This window comes from Endozoicomonas sp. ALB091 (assembly GCF_049310265.1).
Taxonomy (GTDB): domain Bacteria; phylum Pseudomonadota; class Gammaproteobacteria; order Pseudomonadales; family Endozoicomonadaceae; genus Endozoicomonas.
Genome location: NZ_JBLYNQ010000006.1, coordinates 863371 through 881524, shown reverse-complemented (window position 1 = coordinate 881524; position 18154 = coordinate 863371). Strand labels below are relative to the sequence as shown.

The following is an 18154-nucleotide window of genomic DNA, read 5'->3' as shown; positions in this document are numbered from 1 at the left end:
AAGTGTCTTCCGACATAAACGAGACCCGCTCAAACAGTAAGTCCCGGTCCGGGTGTAATTCCAACAGGCTCATGCCACGGTCGGTATGTTTAGCGATAAAGGCCGACACCCGTCACTTTTTGCATAACGGCCTGCCAGGTTTCTCAGCTCTGCCAGTTTTATCGCTGTATTGCACAAACCACTCAATGTAGAGTCGTTCATTGGTGATGGCTGGGGCTTCGGGGATGGTGTCAGTGGTCCTCATATAGTGATTCGCTAAATCATTAAGGTCAGGCTTCAGCAGGTTGTAGCTCTTCCAGATAGGAAACAGGAAATGAAATCCAGGCATCCTGGCCCTGGATAATCATACCTGTGATCGATTTCACGCCAAGAAACATTTTGTACGCTTTGTCCCCTTTCATCTGGCCAATACGATATTCAGGCTGGATACGGTCAATGGCTGTTGACTTATGAGTGTACAGGACGGCATTGTGAAGGTCGTTTAAATAAACGGTGGGAATGTTCACAGGGCGCTTTTTGCTGATGAACACCAGCTCTTCAATCCCTTCGCCATCCACAAAGCTGCCATCATCAATGACATAAAAATAAACCCACTTGTCCCGCAGGAGCTGACACAATGATCTTAGGGCACTGGTACTATTGGTTGCGGTGATATTCTCAAGGGTTTGTTCGGTATCCATAAACGTTCGTTCATCCATACTCTACGATTGATTCTCGGTCAGCCTCCTGGTGCAGCTAGGCGTTGATACCCACAACGTTCGTGCTGAGGCTGTCGAAGGGTGGAAACTTCGGACTCTAATAGATCGTGCCAGGCACCCTTCGACTCCGCTCAGGGTGAGCGGAGCTTGTACACGTCAAACTCATTGAAACCATGTATTAGGGCAAAAAACAGGGCTCATGAGCAATCAGCTCAAAGCACTGCTCTATATCCTGATCATAGAAGACTTCGTGCCACTTATCGGTGTGCCGCATATAAGACAGCGCATAGGTATTATTACCGCTGTAGGTCATTCTGGCAAACTTCCGTTCAAAGGACGGGCTGATGGCAACGGGAGATGGGCAGTGGTAAGTGGCGCAGAAATAGAAAAAACTGCCATGCCATTTGGTAAAGATATCCATCAGATAGTTGAACCTCGGGTTCTCCGGCGGAGGCTGGACATTTGCCGGTTTCAGGTATTCCTCTACCCATCGGTCGGCCCGGGCTTTCAGGGCCGCTTTGGTCTCGGGTGATACTTTGGGGTTGGATGCCCGTTTTGCGGGCATCCACATATAACTGCTCATAAATCTCTCTGCTGCCAGATACTGCTCTGATACATTGCATACAATCCAAGGTGGCCCCAAATTCCTACGCCATTGGCCAGGATATCCCCGTTCTCTTTTCAAGAGCGCTGCCCGCAAAAGAAAAGCTGCCTTTTCGGGGAGCGGGCAGCGGGAAGCGATCTCTAAAGGGCATAAAGCGTATCGTAGCAATGTGGTCGCTTCGATAAAACCTTCAATACTGGCACAGTCAAAACGTCTGCCCTTGAATTTATAAGCCAGCACACAACCACGCAGAGATTGCTTCTTCATTAGCACCCGAAAGGTACACTGGCAAAGCTTCCTGCTCAGACATGGCAATCAATTGATGAAAAAGGTCAACCCCGGCAATTCACTCGGTAATATCCTGAGATAGGTATTAGAAATAGTGGAAATAAGTAAGTTCTTCCGGGACAAACACTCTCAGCCTGTTTAAACGCTATCCTTATACAAAAATAGCGACAAGAGACAGGATGAGTACCCGTGAACATTGACGATGTTATCAACCGGTTATCAAACCATGTGATGGGTGAGCTGCCCAGAGAAACCCTGCTGGCGGCCAGTGAGCAGCGGACGGAATTGATTCCGCGCCTGCTGGACTATCTCGAAGGCGTTGCCGGGCAGGGGGATGAGATACCCGAAAGCCAGCGTGTGGATCTGGTCTTTTTTGCCTTTTACCTGCTGGCTCAGTTCCGGGAATCAAAGGCATTGCCGGTGATGCTCCGGATAGTGTCGGCCAAACCCCGGACGGTCAATCGACTGCTTGGTTATGTGGTCAGTGAGAGCCTGGCTCGAATACTGGCATCGGTGATCGCTGGTGAAGTAAGCAGCGAAAGTGACACCAGTAACGGATGTAACGTGGAACCACTGAAGCAGTTGGTTGAAAACACAGCGGTTCATCCTTGCGTTCGATCTTCCTGTTTGACCTGCCTGACGATTCTGGTTTTCCATGGGTTTCTACCCCGAGAGGTGCTGTTCAGCTACTTTCAGCAGCTGTTTAGTGATGGGCTTGAGCAGGAGCGGAGTCCGGTCTGGGACGGATTGGTCTCTAACTGCATCATTGCCGGAGCCGCCGAGCTGGAAACTTCTGTTTTGGACGTGTTTGACCGGGGACTGCTGACCGATTCATTTATGGGCAGGGAGCGGTTAGGTACGATGTTACAGGAGCATTCCGGCGAGGTAAGCTTTCCATCCTATGAAAGCTCTGCCCTGATTGATGATTGTGTGGCTGAGTTGCAAGGTTGGGCCAGCTTTAACAGCACGCGGCCGCAGGAGAAGCCCGCTGAAAGAGCACCTGTCGGAAGCAACGCGGAGCCAGAGGGCGCTCAGCGTGTGATGCGGCCCTGGCCAGCCAGAAAGCCACCGGTTCGCACGCGAGCGGGGGCTCAGCGGTTGCCAGGTCAGCAACGGCCCTTTCCACCTTCCTCTCCCGGAAAGCCCGCACAGCCGCTGGTCAGACAACACCCGAAGGTGGGAAGAAATGATCCCTGCCCCTGCGGTAGCGGGCGCAAGTATAAGAAGTGTTGCGGCTGATGGGTGAGAAAAGGCCGTTTCCCACGGGATGAACCGTGGGAGTGCAATACCAGTGATATTCAATGCTTTTGAACTGAATCCGCCATTTACCAAAACCTGCGTAAAGCATCGCCCAATGCGGGCGGTGATAATAAGCAACAAGCCCGTAGAGGGCTTGCAGAACCGGAAGTCTTAAGTATTTACAGGTGTTTAGTATTTCTGTAATATTTGCGACATGAAAACAAAACGTGCTTTTAAAGAAAGATTCTACCCAACACCTGAACAGGAAGCACTCCTTGCTCAGTCGTTTGGTTGTGGCCGTTTTGTTTATAACAACACCCTCCGTTTTCGCACTGATGCCTACTACAAAAATGGGCAATCTATCTCCCATTCCAAGGCAGAAAAGCGGCTTGTGTCGCTCAAGACAGAGTTCCCATTTCTGGCTGATGTATCCAGCGTCATCCTGCAACAAACACTCAGGGATCAGCAGGAAGCCTTCAAGAACTTTTGGGCTGGCAGGGCGAAATACCCCAAATTCAAAAAGAGACATTCGAGGCAAAGTATACGGCTGACAAAGGCCGCTTTCAGCATGAAAAAAGGCCAACTGTTCATCGCCAAAAGCAAAGAACCGCTGAATATCCGCTGGAGCCGAGAACTTTGTTCTGAGCCTTCCAGCATCACCATCAGCAAAGATCGGGCGGGCCGGTACTTTGTTTCCATGCTTTGCGAGTTTGAAGCTAAACCAATGTCTATCAGCAACAAGACAGTAGGTATTGATTTAGGTTTAACCGATCTGTTCATCACATCGGACGGTAAAAAATCCGGCAATCCCCGTCACACCCGACGCTATGAGCAAAGGCTCGCCTACCTTCAGCGTCAACTGGCTAAAAAGCAGAAAGGCAGTAACAATCGAGCCAAAGCAAGGCTCAAGGTTGCCCGTGTCCATGCCAAAATAGCCGACTGCCGGATGGATGCTACCCACAAGGCATCCCGTACACTCATTAACGAAAACCAAGTTGTGTGCGTTGAATCGTTGGATGTGAAGGGCATGACGGAAGGCCGCCCCATCAAAAATCCAAAGCTGGCAAAACATATCGCAGATGCCAACTGGGGAGAGTTTGTCCGACAACTGAAGTACAAGTCTGAATGGGCTGATCGTACTGTGGTTGAGATAGACCGTTTCTTTCCCAGTTCCAAGCGGTGCTCCTGCTGTGGGTTTGTCCATGAAAGTCTGCCGTTGTCTATTCGTGAATGGGATTGCCCTGAGTGCAATACCCATCACGACAGGGACATAAACGCAGCAAAGAATATAAGAACCGCCGGACTGGCGGGGTTAGCCTGTGGAGCGACTGGAACGGGGATAGCGGCTTAAAAACCGCTATCTAGGGAAGGCGTGTTGAAGCAGGAAGGTTCTTGGAGCGATCTAAGAACCCTCGCCCGATAGGGCGGGGAGTGTCAGATGTTGCTATCATCGACATAATGAGGGTTTGATTGACCATACCAGCTGCAAAGTCCCTTGTGGTTACGCCCATCGTGTAATGGCTTAATATTTGCGTAAGATGGCTGATCGTCTGGTAATGGAAAGCTTAAAGATTTAGCGAAGTCTTCTACTTCTTTAATTTGTTCTCTAATTAACTTTCCTCTACTTAACTTTTTTCTAATTATAGGAGTTAGTGCGTCAGTACCGCCCCCTAACATTCTTGAGACAATACAATGCCTGGCAGTTAAAAGACCCTGTTGTTTAGCTACTGCATGTTCTGTGGATTTCAAAGCTGGAACTAAATTATCTTTTACTTGAGATGCCAAAGAGTTTAAAGCTTCTTCAGTTATATCAGGATATGCAATTCTGTATGCATTTTTAGTAAGTTCAATAGATGCTTTGATATAATATTCTTCCTTGCATTGCCATAATCGCATTGCATCGTGTAAAGACAGGGTCTTTTTAAACTCACTTTTATTTGAGTTTTCTATTAGTATATCTTTCAGCTTATTCTCTAGATTAAGCATATGTTTAATCATGGAAAGAACAATCTGATTGTTTTTTTGGGAAGCGATGAGGGAGTTATCCCAATGGGGAATTGTCCCGTCAGATCCAGCAAATGGCATATCAATAGTGCGTATTAGTAGACCATTCTTTCCCCTAAGTGGAATGAGTGGATATTGTAATGCACTTGCCGATGAGTCAAGTTCCTTTAAAGGTATATTTATATCACTATGAATGCCGCCGTATGTATAGAGGAGCGCTAGCCGATAATAATCACTTCGTAATGCTTGATTTTCCAGTCCTACGTTGTGTAGTTGCGTAATGTTAACAAAGTCTTTATAGAGCTTATCGCAGTCAGGCTCATTAGAATCTTTTAATGCTTTATAAAAGTCTTCATTCAGTTTGTCGACGGTGATGATTTCCACCGTCCCGGATATACCATCACATTTTGATTCTGCAGCAATAAATTTCATTGGTTTATCAGTCAGAACGCAAACATGAAAATCATTGAACTTTCCAAGGCTCTTAAAATGGTGAACTATTTGTACCTGTCTCTCAGGGAGAGTTTTCTTACCAACCCATTCAAAAAAATGGTTTCTTGGAATTAATTCTCCATGTGTTTGACTTGTAAATTCTTGATATGCACTCTTTATTTCAGAATCTTTTAGTATTAACTCTTCGATAAAGTTTTTTGTAGGTAAAGCTTGAGTGGAAGAAATGTTCATAAAACTCCGTTTAACTAATTAAATCCTTTGATCACAAAGAATTAAAATTGTTAAATTCTAACTAGTAATCAGCTTAGAGTGTGTGGTCAAGAAAAAGTTCCATAAGTTCGAATGAGAAAAGAGCACTACCCGCAAAACCTGTTCTGGTTGTGCGGGTAACGTACAGCAGATCACAGGCGATAAAACACCTATCCGGAGATAAGTTCCTCACTTTGGATGTCCAGCCGGGACTTCACCCGGCGTTCTTCCAGTTCTTTCTCTGCCTGTTCTTGCAGTTTTCCAATGTACTCACAATAGGCCGTCAGATTTTGCCTGCGGTTCTGGTCGAATTGTTCAAAACGATGTTTAAAGATCAGCTGATCCTCTTTGCTCAGGTTCATCCAGCTTGGTCTGAAACCCAGGTCTTCCGGGTTTAACAGGTCGTGCACAGCGACCCATTCCTCGCCTTGGCGAAGTTTCATGCCGGGGTTGATAATGTAATGGCCTCGACGGATGCGTTTGAATAGCCTGCGGTTATAGGGTGCATCCCGATCGACCTCATTGCCGGAGAGAATACTGCTGATGTAGCTCTGCTTTTTCCGACGTTCCGGTAAGACCTCGTCCGGCAGGGTTTGCACCCATTCGGTAATGTCTTTGGCCGAGAAACCCTCGCCTCTGCCTGCCAGTTCGCCCAGTTTGCGATAAAACATGGCAAACATCAGGTTCAGTACAAACAGTCCCATCAGGCGCTTGTCCAGCTTGATCAAACGGCCTTGGGTCTGGATGGACAGGCTGTCCGGTTCCAGGTTGCTGTAGACCGGTGCCAGTTTATGGCGGGCATAGCGCTCATCCATCAGTGCCTGTTCCAGTGCCATCTGCAGGGCGTTGAGACCATGGCTGCCAGACAGATCCGGGTTGGCACCGCGCTCCATCAGTTCCCTGACCAGGCCAGCATTGCCAAGACGGGCGGCAACCATCAACGGGGTCAGGTTGAAGATGGTGCGGTGGTCGATGCCGTATTTCTCTGTGTCGCGCAGTACACTGCCGGGGTTATTGAGGTCGTAGGTCATGTAGTGCTTTTGGTGCAGTTGTTTGACCGCTTTTTCTTCCGTCTGTGTGGCGGGTTTAAAGCCGCTGGTGAGCAACTGGTTGAGCATGGGGCGATGCCAGTGGATCAGGGCGTATTCCAGAGCCAGCAGCTGCTTTTTCCTGTTATTGCCGCTTGTGGCTTCTTTCTGCAGTTCCATGAAGGCGGTGCGATCGAGTACCGGCCAGGGTACCGGCTTTTGCTGCAGTATCCGGCTGCGGATCTCATCGGCCTGTTCCTGCTTGCCCTGCAGTTCCAGCTTGCGGGCCTCTTTCTGCCACTCATCCAGGCTGGAGTCCTGCTTATCCATCTGCAGGTCACCGGTAAATCGTTCCAGGTCCAGTAGCCGCATTAACGGATGCTTCTGGTTGGCTTCGATAATGTAGAGGTTGCTCACCGCCCGGGTAATGGCAACGTAGAGGGCGTTGATATAAAACTTGTAGACTTCCAGGGATTTGTCCTGTTTGTTTTTCGCCCTGGCATATTCCAGTGTCTCTTTTTCCAACGCGGCGGGGTCTACACCCGAAGCAATATCCCGGAAGCTCTTTTCTTCATCGCTGATAAAGTTGTAAAGAATGATATTGTCGTATTCCAGCCCCTTGGCCTCCTGGATGGAGAAGACCAGCGGCGTATTAAACCACTGCCGGGCGGCGGCTTTCTGGTCCGGGTGCATCACCAGCACGGCAAAGCGGGTGGAACGGGCGGTTTTGCTGTCCAGATCCTGTTTGACCTTTTGGCTGTTGGCCAGCAACTGCAACTGTCCCCGGTGTTCGCCAATGCTGTCGACCAGGTAGTTGCTCTCTTTGTCGATGGAGCCAAAGCGGGCGTGCTTCAGTTTCAGAATCCGGTTGGCAATATGGGTGATCACCGGCGCATTACGGTAATTGGATTGGAGTATCCGGATTATCTCACCCTCACCGGTCAGGCCCTGCTGCTCGAAAAACAGGGTCTTGACCTTGGACCAGGAGAAAAAGTTCGGGTGGACAATCTGGTTGGAGTCACCACAGAGGATAAAGTGGCCCGGATACCTGAGGGTCTTCAGTATCAGGTAGAGCTGAATGTTGGTAATGTCCTGCACCTCGTCCACCACGATAAAGTCGTATTGGGGTTCGGCGCTGGCCAGGTAGCGGTGGCTGATAATGTTAGTGTCGTATAACTGTTCCTTTTCCAGGAACTGCCGGTATTTATCGAACAGGTCGTAAACGCCCGAACGCTCTTCTTCACTGAAGATGGATTGTTTCACCCCCAGCTTCAGGTACTCATCACGGGAGAGCCAGGGTGATTCGGTAGAAGGGCCGGTCAGCACGCCCCGGAACTCCTCAAAGAGTTTATGAGGGTCTTTCTGTTTGCTGTTGCCCTTATGGCGCTGGAACCAGCCTTCAAAGTCTTTCAGCGTTACTTCCCGACCGGCGGGTACCCGAATGCTTTCCAGGAACTCCCGAAAGGAGAGAAATTCCACATTCTGTTCTTCATTATCGTACTGGTGAGCGTAGTAAAGATTACGGGCGCTTTGTACCAGAAAGGGGGAGTGACTGACGTATAGTACGTCGCCCGTCGCTTGCTTCATTTTCTCCAGGGTCAGGGCGGTTTTGCCGCTACCGGCGCTGCCGATAATCACCAGGGGCGGTGGTAGCTGGTAAACGGACTGCTGTTCACCGTCGAAGGAGATTATCTTGTCCAGCAGGTTAAAGCGGTCGTGGTCGGTATTGAGATAAGTCAGGTCTGGTGAGGACTCAGTTTCCGCAGCATCAATCGGCGGAATTTTTTCCTCATCAATGGTTACGCCCCGTTCCAGGAATCGGGACTTTTCATAGGCGTGATTGCGGATATACTCCAGAATCAGGCAGTAGGGCTCGCCATTGTACCGGTGCAGGGAGAATAACAGCCGATCGTTACGGTTCAGCCGTGCGCGGTAAAGGTTATCCCCGATCTTGCGCACATCCGCCTGCTGGAAATTATTGTTCTCAAGGGCTTTGCGAACTTTGGCAAAGCCGGGTATCTGGTCTGCATTGAGATCGTTGTATAAAAGTATATTCATGGGCAATAGGGTAGAAAACCTGCTGTGCTTTTGCGAGCGTCGAATGCTCTGATGATGCCAGTATTATGAATGGGTGGCCGTTGGCCAGCAATTGTTCAGAGATGTCTAATTCGATTGGTGTTGGTGGTAAATCAGAAATCCTGTCGGGGTTTTATGCGGTTGACGGAATTGACCGTTCAGGGCAGGGCCATTCTTTCGGGTTTTCCGTTATTGGCAAACGGGGTGGCTTTACCGGGTTTGCAATTGCGCGTTATAAAGGGCGTGGCCGGTCTCTGGCGCTTCCTGCCAGGCAGGGTGAGCAGGATAACAATAGGGAACTGCCCGGGCAGAATGAGATTGTTCACCGGTCATTAAGGTCTCGTCGTATATATCCTCTGCAGAGTGTTATTCGCCCTTTTTTATTTCATCCTTTTTTATTCCGTCCTCATAAGCTTCGCAGGCGCTACTGGCCGAACAGTTACCCGGCTCATCGACCACCATTCAACAGCCACTATCCTCAAACGATGGGTGGTCTGGTTGTTTTTGGGCAGACTGGCAGGATCATGCAAGGGTTCCCGGCAGTTGCCAGAAAAAGGCGGTTCTGGAAAGCCACAAAAAAAACAGTCAGGAAAGAGAGAGCCTGGCAAGTTGGTCACAGTAAGATTGTCGGCGGTAAAGCCATTTTTCCGGACAGTGATCTGGTCTTTTTTCAGTTGTGTCTTGACTACTATGCCAACTGCGGCAATCACCCAGCCCGGCATGGGGCACACTCCCAGTATGATCCGCTACACCGACCATACTGTGACCTGTCCTGTGGTGATCATGTATATGGTCAGGTAATGGACTGCCCTGAGGGATGCTCTGGCCGATGCTTGCCAGAGGGGCCGGGAAGGCAGTGCGAGAGCCCGGGGAAGCATCCCTGCTTTTTCAATGGCACTTGCTTTTATGGCAAAGGCAGCGATTCCGGAGGTGTTATGTTCAGAAAATTCCGGATCGGACTTTGGAGCATCAAGCTGTTAACCGCTTTGTTTTTATTCTTTCTTCTTATTACCGTTCTGGACGCCTTTACAGGTCTTCGTGGCTCCGTCTCTTTCGCCAGCCCTTCGGCTTCGGAACTTTTGTCCGGATTAATCGTTGCCCTGGGGATGATGGCAATGGCCCTATTGGTTTTGTGTGTACTGATAAAGTAAGTAGCTGGCCATATGGAATCACATATTTCTGGCTACTTGGGCAGGTGCTATGCGAGGCACAACGGAGGGAGCATAGCCGTAGCTATGTGACCGGAGTTGTAACGAAGCACGATTGCATGGATGCAGGAGCTAGAGCAACGCAGGAGCGGTTGCCGGGAGTGCCTGAACAAGGAGTCAGAAATATGTGATTTCATATGGTTAGCTACTTAATACCAACTCCGCCTTCTGAAGAGCGTTTTGAGCAAGCTGTTTTGGATTGTCGCTATTGGTTTCTGACCATTTGGTCATGATATATGTTTACCGTCGGGAACTTTATGTAGCAATTGTTGACTAATGCTTTATTCGCTAATTCGAAGATGGCTCCTGTGGACAGGTTATTCGCAGGAATATCTTTGATCTGTCCAACCTCCTCCTTTTGCTGGCAATCACCCGGTTAAAGTAGTTGTTTATATGTGTAGTAGTTAAAACGATGGATCCAGTAAATGTGTATGCCGGTTGTAATTTGAACGATTTGAATAACCCGGCAAGACCTCAGCGCCCCGATAGTCCTGATGAAAACAACGCCTCTGGCACATTCTCCCGGATGTGCAGGCAGGTGGCTTCTCTCCAGCCAGGAGTGGTTGGCCCTGTTGTGCAACCCCGGGAGACTGATAGTGAGTCATTTATCCCCAATATACCTGGCCCTGCTGCTCATTTTTCAGGCTCCGGCACTTTTGATTTTGTTTCTCAAACCAGCCTTGCTTCGGCAGGTAAAGTTACCTCGGAGTGGGATAAACCGTCAATTGAAGATCACTGGTATCAAAAAGGTAAAATTGAGTATCTCAAAGATAATCTTATGCCAGACAAATACTGGAACTACTTATATCAGGAGGATGTTATTAAGGAGGATGAAATGCAGGAATTAAGAGCAATACGTACACGCAAACGTAGAGCCGAGACATTAGTTCAGATGTTAGAAAAAAAATACAAAAATCCTGACCATTTTGGTTTGACTAAGGAAAAAATTCTGGGAACAATTTTTACAACCCTCGGTGAACACCAGTCATTCTTGCAGGGTTGTCTCAATAAGGAATATCTGGAAACCCATCCCGGCAGTCTTAAATCCAATACTTCACTTGGTAATCAACGATCAGTGTCTGTGGACAGGCGTAATGCAGAGTATGCAGCCGCAGGACGGGGGGGGGCCTACAGCGGTGAAACAAGACAAGGCTGTGAGCATGATGATCAAGGGTTAATGAAGAAAGGCGGTAAAGGTCCAAAAGATGATACAAACAACAAATTTTCCAATGTGAAAGACAGTTTTCCTGTTCAGGAAAGTTCAGTACCACAACAACCACAACCATCATTGCGGGCACCGCTCCGGTTTTACCCCTGATCAGCGATAATCTGATGAATCGGTAAAATTCTCCAGCCATGGCAGGGAGTGCTTCGGGCAAGTTGACAGCACTGGGAAAAGGTAGATAATAGAGCGGTTTTTTGTGGTGTAGAGCTTTACCATTACTGTTTTGTAGCCAGCTTTTGTAACGATTAGTGAGTCAAATTCAGTGCTGATTCTTTGCTTCAGGGTCAGTGTATTTGATATTGGGGAGAGGTTGTCAGCTGGCTCTTGCCGAAGTATACTGATGAACAATTTGATGCGGGGTGGAGCAGCCTGGTAGCTCGTCGGGCTCATAACCCGAAGGTCGTTGGTTCGAATCCAGCCCCCGCTACCAAATCCTGAAAAACCCCCTTTGCGGGGTTTTTTGTTAGGTAGCGAGTAATTGATGTGTGATGGCCGTTCTGGTCATTGTGCGAATATATGGGGCTTTATAGCCCTTTTTTTGTTTTTTTGGCAGGTATTCAGTCGTGGCAGGTAAGCAGTCGCAGCTGGAGACACTTATCGAGCCGATCGTGGAGTCGCTTGATTACCGTCTCTGGGGTATTGAGTTTGTTTCCCGTGGGCGGAATTCGCTGCTTCGGGTCTATATCGACGCAGAAGATGGCATCACCCTGGAAGATTGCGAAAAGGTCAGCCGTCAGGTGAGTGCCGTTATGGATGTAGAAGACCCAATTGCGGACGAATATACCCTGGAAGTATCTTCTCCGGGATTGGACAGGCCGCTGTTCCGGCTTGAGCAGTACGAGATGATGACTGGCCATACGGTCAGTATACGCCTGAGGGTGCCTTTTGAAGGGCGCAGAAAGTATCGGGGCATCATCAAGGGAATTGAAGATCAGGATGTCGTTATAGAGGCCGATGGCCATGAGCTTCTGTTGCCAATCGAAAGCATCGATAAGGCGCAGGTGATACCACAGTTCGACTGAATTATCCTTCAGGCCGGGCGGATATCCCGGTTTAGCAGCCAGGGATGTGTTGGCAGGAGCCTGTCGGACTTGGCTGACCAGAGCGAGAAAAGCCTGATTTGAGACATTTTTCATGCTGATTTGAGGAGAATAGCAGGGCTATTTGACCAAAAGCAGCATGGGTCGTGACCAGATCAGGCTTTTCGCCGCAGGTCAGAAGTGAGTTCGGCAGGCTCCATAGGCATGGACTGGTTCAGCATAGGCGAGGCAGAGCATGAGTAAAGAGATTCTGTTGGTCGTAGAGTCCGTATCCAATGAGAAGGGAGTACCGCCCGAGGTCATCTTTGAGGCGTTGGAAACCGCTCTGGCGACAGCGACCAAGAAACGGTACGAAACCGAAGTGGATATCCGGGTTGCGATCAACCGGGCTAATGGGGAATACGATACATTCCGTCGCTGGACTGTGGTCGCTGACGAGGATTTTGAGTTTCCCGGCATGCATCTGACTCTGGATGAAGGCAAGGAGCACGACGAGTCTCTTGAAATTGGTGGTATCTGGGAAGAACCGGTTGAGTCGGTAGGCTTTGGCCGTATTGCCGCTCAGACAGCCAAACAGGTGATTGTCCAGAAGGTACGTGAAGCCGAGCGCCTGCAGATGGTTGAGCAGTACCGTGACAAAATGGGCACCCTGATTTCCGGTACCGTCAAGAAGACAACCCGTGACAGCATTATTGTTGATCTTGGCAATAACGCTGAGGCGGTTTTAAAGAAAGATCAGGTATTGCCCCGCGAGAACTTCAGAATGAGCGCCCATGTTCGGGCCCTGCTCCATGAAGTGTCCACTGAGGGGCGTGGTCCGCAGTTGATGCTGTCAAGAACAGCGCCCGCGATGCTGATTGAGCTGTTCCGTATTGAAGTTCCTGAAATTTCAGAAGAAGTGATTGAGATCAAAGGTGCTGCCAGAGATCCGGGTTCACGGGCCAAGATTGCCGTGAAAACCAATGATGGCCGGATTGATCCGGTCGGTGCCTGTGTCGGTATGCGTGGTGCCCGTGTTCAGGCGGTCTCCGGTGAACTGGGCAATGAGCGTGTTGATATCGTGCTTTACGATGACAACCCGGTGCAGTACGTGATTAATGCCATGCAGCCGGCCGAAGTGGCTTCAATCGTTGTCGATGAAGACAAGGGCACGATGGATATTGCGGTCAGTGAAGATAATCTGGCTCAGGCTATTGGCCGTGGTGGCCAGAATGTCCGCCTTGCCAGTGAACTGACGGGCTGGATCCTGAACGTCATGACCGAAGAGGACGCCGCTGCCAAACAGCAGCAGGAAGCGGGTCGTGTGGTTCAGACCTTCAGGGAAAAGCTGGATGTTGATGATGATCTGGCTGGACTGCTTGTGGCAGAAGGTTTTACCTCCATGGATGAGATTGCATACGTCCCTCTTGAGGAGATGTTGGCCATTGAAGGCTTTGATGAAGATATCGTTGAACAGTTGCGCTCAAGGGCCAAGGATCAGTTATTGACTCAGGCCATTGCCCAGGAAGAAAAGCTCGATGGTACCCAGCCTGCTGATGACCTTCTGAATATGGAAGGTATGGAGCAGCAACTGGCCTATGAGCTGGCCAGTCGCGGTGTCGTTACGATGGAAGACCTGGCTGAACAATCGATCGATGACCTTCTGGATATTGACGGAATGGATGAAGATCGGGCTGGTGAGCTGATCATGACGGCGCGGAAACCGTGGTTTGAAGAAGCGGGTAACTGAGCGGGCCACTGAGAGGAGAAGTGTGAATGGCAGATGTAACCGTAGAGCAACTCGCAGCAGTGGTCGGCGCTCCAGTGGAGCGGTTGTTGCAGCAGATGAAAGACGCTGGTCTCACCAAAAGCAGCGCCAAAGAGTCTGTGTCCGATGCAGAAAAACAGCAGCTGCTGGCCCACCTGAAGCGAACTCATGGTGATGCCGGTACCGGTTCTGAGCCGACCAGGATTACGCTGAAGCGTAAGACGGTCAGCCGCATGAAAGTGTCTGGTGGCAGTTCCGGCAAAAACAAAGTGGTTAACGTAGAAGTACGTAAAAAGCGCACTTACGTCAAGCGCGAAGCCGCTGAAGAAACACCAAAAGCGGATGAAGCGGCGGCCCGTCCTGAAAAGCAGGAAGAGCGTGGCCAGCGTCGGGATGACCGTGGTCAGCGTAAAGATGATCGCAGCCCACGCCGGGATGATCGTGGCCAGAAAGATGAACGCGGCGCGCGCAGCGATGACCGTGGCTCCCGTTCCGGTGAGCGCGGCACTCGTCAGGGCGGTGAGCGTTCTGGCGGTGACCGTGGCCCGCGTCCGGGTGGTGACCGTGGCCCACGTCCGGGTGGCGATCGTGGTCAGCGCACTGGTGGCGCTCCGGCACCTTCTTTCGGTGATGCACCGCCGCCGGCAGATGACCGCAAGTCCCGCAACAAGCGTGGCAGCAAGGGTAAAGATCGTCGTAATGACAATGACGATCTGCCACGCCGTGGTAAAGGTGGTCGCAACGAGCGTGATGATCGCCGTGGCGGCAGTCGCAAGTTTGCCCGTACCATGGCACCTGAGTCCATGGCGGCTCACGGCTTTACCAAGCCGACAGCGCCGGTTGTTCGTGAAGTTTCCATCCCGGAAACCATCACGGTTGCAGAGCTGGCCAGCAAGATGGCCATCAAAGCGGCGGACGTTATCAAGGCCATGTTCAAAATGGGCTCCATGGTAACCATCAACCAGGTTATCGATCAGGATACTGCCAGTATCGTGGTTGAAGAAATGGGCCACAAATACAAGCTGACCAAGGCAGACGCCATCGAAGACACCCTGGTGGATGATCAGCTGGAAGACGTTGCTTACGAAGCCAGGCCCCGTGCGCCTGTAGTGACCGTTATGGGTCACGTTGACCACGGCAAGACCTCGCTGCTGGACTACATTCGTAAGAGTCGCGTTCAGGCTGGCGAAGCCGGTGGTATTACCCAGCACATTGGTGCCTACCACGTAGAAACGGATCGTGGCATGGTGTCCTTCCTGGATACGCCTGGACACGCGGCCTTTACCGCCATGCGTGCCCGTGGTGCCAAGGCGACGGATATCGTTATCCTGGTTGTTGCTGCTGACGATGGTGTCATGCCGCAGACCGAAGAAGCGGTGCAACACGCGAAAGCGGCTGGCGTACCTATCGTGGTTGCCGTGAACAAGATGGATAAGCCGGAAGCAGATCCGGATCGGGTGAAAAACGAGCTGTCTGCCCGTGACGTTATTCCTGAGGAGTGGGGTGGCGATACGCAGTTTATGCCAGTATCCGCCCTGACCGGTGAAGGTGTTGAAGATCTGCTGGAAGCAGTTATTCTTCAGGCCGAAGTGCTTGAGCTGACTGCTCCGGATGAAGGTCCTGCCCGTGGCGTCGTTGTTGAGTCCCGACTGGATAAAGGTCGTGGTCCTGTGGCCACCGTTCTGGTGCAGGGCGGTAAGCTGAATCAGGGTGATAATATCCTGGTGGGACAGCAGTACGGTCGTGTACGTGCGATGCTGGATGAGAACGGCCAGCCCATCAAAGAAGCAGGCCCTTCTATCCCGGTAGAGATTCTGGGTCTGGATGGTACGCCGGATGCCGGTGACGAAATGCTGGTGGTTCGCGATGAGCGTAAAGCCCGTGAAATCGCCCTGTTTCGTCAAGGCAAGTTCCGCGAAGTCAAGCTGGCTCGTCAACAGGCTTCCAAACTGGAGAATATGTTCTCCAGAATGGGAACTGAAGATAAGAAGACGCTCAACATCGTCCTCAAGGCAGACGTACGAGGCTCCCTGGAGGCGCTGACCGCTTCTCTGGAAGAGCAGGGTAACGATGAGGTCGAAGTAAGGGTTATCTCTGGTGGTGTTGGTGGTATTACCGAAACCGACGCCAACCTGGCCCTGGCTTCCAACGCCGTTATCGTTGGCTTTAACGTTCGTGCCGATGCTTCTGCCCGTAAAGTGGTAGAGACTGAAGAGCTGGATCTGCGTTACTACAGTGTTATCTACGACATCATTGATGACGTTAAGAAAGCGCTGACCGGTATGCTGGGCTCCGATACCCGTGAACAGATCGTGGGTACCGCTGAAGTTCGTGAAGTATTCCGTTCACCGAAGTTTGGCGCTGTGGCTGGCTGTATGGTTATTGAAGGTACCGTGTACCGCAACGACCGTATCCGCGTACTGCGTGATAACGTGGTGATCTACGAAGGTGAGCTGGAGTCTCTGCGTCGTTACAAGGATGATGTCAACGAAGTTCGTAACGGTATGGAGTGTGGTATCGCCGTTAAGAGCTACAACGACGTTAAGCCTGGTGACAAGATCGAGGTTTACAAGACGATTGAAGTACAGCGTACGCTTTAATTCGTTATGCGTGTGAATGTGAAATAGACGCCAGAGCCTGCGGTTTTTCCCGCAGGCTTTTTTAACCACAAAGGCACAAAGTCACAAAGGGAAGGATTGCTTTGTGTCTCTGTGCCTTTTGTGCCTTTTGGGTATTGTGGTTTACGGAGTGAGTATTCAATGGCTAAAGAGTACAGTCGTACCCAGCGAGTAGCCGACCAGATTCAGAAAGAACTGGCTCAGCTGATTCAGCTGGAAATGAAAGATCCTCGTCTTGGCATGGTCACGGTCAGTGTGGTCGAAGTAAGTCGGGATCTCGCTTTTGCAGATGTTTATGTCTCGTTTCTTGGGGTGGATGATCAGGAAAAAATTGATCAATCCCTGGAGATATTGAGTCAGGCCGCGGGGTTCCTGCGTTCTCAGCTGGCCAGGGCCATCAAGCTGAGGTTTACCCCGCGACTCCGCTTTTACTATGACAACAGTCTGCGGCGCGGGGCTTACCTGTCCTCGCTGATCGATCAGGCGGTTGCCAAAGACGCTAAAGCGGATAAAGGCTCAGAAGAAGGTACCGAGGAGTAAGTCATGGCCAGAAGAGGTCGACGCGCTAATCGTGGCCGTCCGGTGGACGGTATTATTGTGGTTGATAAAGTCTATGGCGCTTCTTCCAACGAGGTGCTCCAGCGGGTGAAGCGGTTGTTTAATGCCGCCAAGGCGGGCCATACCGGCAGCCTTGATCCGCTGGCAACGGGCGTTTTACCCATCTGTCTGGGGGAGGCCACCAAGTTTTCCCAGTATTTGCTGGATTCTGATAAATCCTACCGCACCACCATGAAAATGGGGGTGAGAACCACCACAGGTGATCGTGAGGGGGAGATTGTCGAAGAGCGTCCGGTGACGGTCACCCGTTCCGATGTGGAGGCCATTCTGCACCAGTTCCGGGGTGATGTTGAGCAGGTGCCCAGCATGTTCTCTGCGCTCAAGCACAACGGTAGGCCATTGTACGAATATGCCCGGGAAGGGATTGAAATTGAGCGCCCTTCGCGCACCATTACCATTCATCGTCTGGAGCTGCTGGACTTTGATGGGGATGAGTGTGTTTTCGAGGTGGATTGCACCAAGGGAACCTATATCCGCACGCTGGTTGAAGATATTGGTGAGGCCCTGGGCTGCCTTGGTCATGTTGCTGAGCTGAAGCGCCTCAAGGCAGGCCCTTACACTGAGCATCAGGCGCACTCCCTGGATGAGCTGGCGGCCATGCGGGATGAAGCCCGTGAGTCGGCCCTGGATGTCGACCAGCGTATAGAGTTTGCCGAGCTGTCCGCTCTGGCAGAGGAGCTGGGCCGTGACAAGCTGGAACCAGCGCAGTCAGAGCGCCTGAGGGAGTTGTCGAAAATCCGCAATAAGGCCGGTGATCGTGTTATTGATGACCTGTTGTTGCCTCAGGACAGCGCTGTCAGTGACTGGCCGCAGGTCAAACTGGGTGCAACCAGCAGTTATTATGTTTCCCAGGGGAATCCGGTCCAGGTGCCTCAGGCACCGACATCCGGCAATGTCCGCATCTATGGCGTTGCTGAAGGGGCCGAAGGCGTGCTGTTCCTGGGTATCGGCGAAATTACCGATGATGGTCTGGTAGCACCCAAGCGTCTGGTCAAAGGCTGATTCAGCCTGAAATACGCGATTCCATTTGCCCAACTGCTTATATAGTTTTTTTGGACG

The 18154-nt window shown here is 50.8% G+C and carries 12 protein-coding genes, 1 tRNA gene and 3 pseudogenes; 11 read left to right on the top strand and 5 right to left on the bottom strand.

What is annotated here, in order from left to right; translation table 11 throughout:
* Window positions 1-269: 269 nt before the first annotated feature.
* From ACO6UX_RS10790 to ACO6UX_RS10780, 3 genes and pseudogenes are all read right to left on the bottom strand, one after another.
* Entirely contained in the window at window positions 270-680 is a 411-nt protein-coding gene (locus ACO6UX_RS10790; RefSeq protein WP_422447455.1) for a hypothetical protein, read from the bottom strand.
* Between the two features lie 196 nt (window positions 681-876).
* Window positions 877-1281, bottom strand: a complete 405-nt coding sequence (locus ACO6UX_RS10785) for a hypothetical protein (RefSeq protein ID WP_422447453.1) — start codon at window positions 1279-1281, stop codon at window positions 877-879.
* A 161-nt stretch (window positions 1282-1442) separates the two neighbouring features.
* A pseudogene (locus tag ACO6UX_RS10780) lies at window positions 1443-1563 on the bottom strand (UTP--glucose-1-phosphate uridylyltransferase); the annotation flags it as partial.
* A 216-nt stretch (window positions 1564-1779) separates the two neighbouring features.
* Here ACO6UX_RS10780 and ACO6UX_RS10775 point away from each other — a divergent pair.
* The 3 genes and pseudogenes from ACO6UX_RS10775 to ACO6UX_RS10765 all read left to right on the top strand — a co-directional run.
* Window positions 1780-2538 (top strand): annotated as a pseudogene (locus tag ACO6UX_RS10775) (DUF1186 domain-containing protein); the annotation flags it as partial.
* A 213-nt stretch (window positions 2539-2751) separates the two neighbouring features.
* A pseudogene (locus ACO6UX_RS10770) lies at window positions 2752-2829 on the top strand (SEC-C metal-binding domain-containing protein); the annotation flags it as partial.
* A 214-nt stretch (window positions 2830-3043) separates the two neighbouring features.
* On the top strand, window positions 3044-4180 hold the full coding sequence (locus tag ACO6UX_RS10765) for an RNA-guided endonuclease InsQ/TnpB family protein (protein ID WP_422447451.1): 1137 nt from the start codon (window positions 3044-3046) through the stop codon (window positions 4178-4180).
* Between the two features lie 83 nt (window positions 4181-4263).
* Here the strand turns inward: ACO6UX_RS10765 and ACO6UX_RS10760 are convergent, their stop codons facing one another.
* Entirely contained in the window at window positions 4264-5517 is a 1254-nt protein-coding gene (locus ACO6UX_RS10760) for a glycosyltransferase (protein ID WP_422447449.1), read from the bottom strand.
* A 188-nt stretch (window positions 5518-5705) separates the two neighbouring features.
* Window positions 5706-8621, bottom strand: a complete 2916-nt coding sequence (locus ACO6UX_RS10755; RefSeq protein WP_422447447.1) for a UvrD-helicase domain-containing protein — start codon at window positions 8619-8621, stop codon at window positions 5706-5708.
* 101 nt (window positions 8622-8722) lie between these two features.
* Here ACO6UX_RS10755 and ACO6UX_RS10750 point away from each other — a divergent pair, with 101 nt between their 5' ends.
* The 8 genes from ACO6UX_RS10750 (at window position 8723) to truB (ending at window position 18097) form a co-directional block, all read left to right on the top strand.
* Window positions 8723-9790, top strand: coding sequence for a hypothetical protein (locus tag ACO6UX_RS10750; RefSeq protein WP_422447445.1), 1068 nt, complete (start codon window positions 8723-8725; stop codon window positions 9788-9790).
* A 595-nt stretch (window positions 9791-10385) separates the two neighbouring features.
* A complete protein-coding gene (locus ACO6UX_RS10745) occupies window positions 10386-11165 on the top strand; it encodes a hypothetical protein (RefSeq protein WP_422447443.1) in 780 nt (259 codons plus the stop codon).
* Between the two features lie 260 nt (window positions 11166-11425).
* Window positions 11426-11502, top strand: a tRNA-Met gene (locus ACO6UX_RS10740).
* 133 nt (window positions 11503-11635) lie between these two features.
* A complete protein-coding gene (rimP, locus tag ACO6UX_RS10735) occupies window positions 11636-12094 on the top strand; it encodes a ribosome maturation factor RimP (RefSeq protein WP_101746603.1) in 459 nt (152 codons plus the stop codon).
* Window positions 12095-12347: 253 nt separating this feature from the next.
* Complete coding sequence (gene nusA, locus ACO6UX_RS10730; protein ID WP_422447441.1) at window positions 12348-13841, top strand: transcription termination factor NusA; 1494 nt, start codon at window positions 12348-12350, stop codon at window positions 13839-13841.
* Between the two features lie 26 nt (window positions 13842-13867).
* Window positions 13868-16459, top strand: coding sequence for a translation initiation factor IF-2 (infB, locus tag ACO6UX_RS10725; RefSeq protein WP_422447439.1), 2592 nt, complete (start codon window positions 13868-13870; stop codon window positions 16457-16459).
* A 159-nt stretch (window positions 16460-16618) separates the two neighbouring features.
* Entirely contained in the window at window positions 16619-17017 is a 399-nt protein-coding gene (rbfA, locus tag ACO6UX_RS10720; RefSeq protein ID WP_101746600.1) for a 30S ribosome-binding factor RbfA, read from the top strand.
* 3 nt (window positions 17018-17020) lie between these two features.
* A complete protein-coding gene (gene truB, locus ACO6UX_RS10715; RefSeq protein ID WP_422447436.1) occupies window positions 17021-18097 on the top strand; it encodes a tRNA pseudouridine(55) synthase TruB in 1077 nt (358 codons plus the stop codon).
* Window positions 18098-18154 lie beyond the last annotated feature (57 nt).

What these genes read in the sequence shown, in the direction of transcription:
- ACO6UX_RS10750 (WP_422447445.1), top strand. Translation starts at nt 8,723, where the DNA reads ATGTCTAATTCGATTGGTGTTGGTGGTAAATCAGAAATCCTGTCGGGG.
- infB (WP_422447439.1), top strand. Translation starts at nt 13,868, where the DNA reads ATGGCAGATGTAACCGTAGAGCAACTCGCAGCAGTGGTCGGCGCTCCA.
- ACO6UX_RS10790 (WP_422447455.1), bottom strand. Translation starts at nt 680, where the DNA reads ATGGATACCGAACAAACCCTTGAGAATATCACCGCAACCAATAGTACC.
- nusA (WP_422447441.1), top strand. Translation starts at nt 12,348, where the DNA reads ATGAGTAAAGAGATTCTGTTGGTCGTAGAGTCCGTATCCAATGAGAAG.
- truB (WP_422447436.1), top strand. Translation starts at nt 17,021, where the DNA reads ATGGCCAGAAGAGGTCGACGCGCTAATCGTGGCCGTCCGGTGGACGGT.
- ACO6UX_RS10765 (WP_422447451.1), top strand. Translation starts at nt 3,044, where the DNA reads ATGAAAACAAAACGTGCTTTTAAAGAAAGATTCTACCCAACACCTGAA.
- ACO6UX_RS10755 (WP_422447447.1), bottom strand. Translation starts at nt 8,621, where the DNA reads ATGAATATACTTTTATACAACGATCTCAATGCAGACCAGATACCCGGC.
- ACO6UX_RS10760 (WP_422447449.1), bottom strand. Translation starts at nt 5,517, where the DNA reads ATGAACATTTCTTCCACTCAAGCTTTACCTACAAAAAACTTTATCGAA.
- rbfA (WP_101746600.1), top strand. Translation starts at nt 16,619, where the DNA reads ATGGCTAAAGAGTACAGTCGTACCCAGCGAGTAGCCGACCAGATTCAG.
- ACO6UX_RS10785 (WP_422447453.1), bottom strand. Translation starts at nt 1,281, where the DNA reads ATGAGCAGTTATATGTGGATGCCCGCAAAACGGGCATCCAACCCCAAA.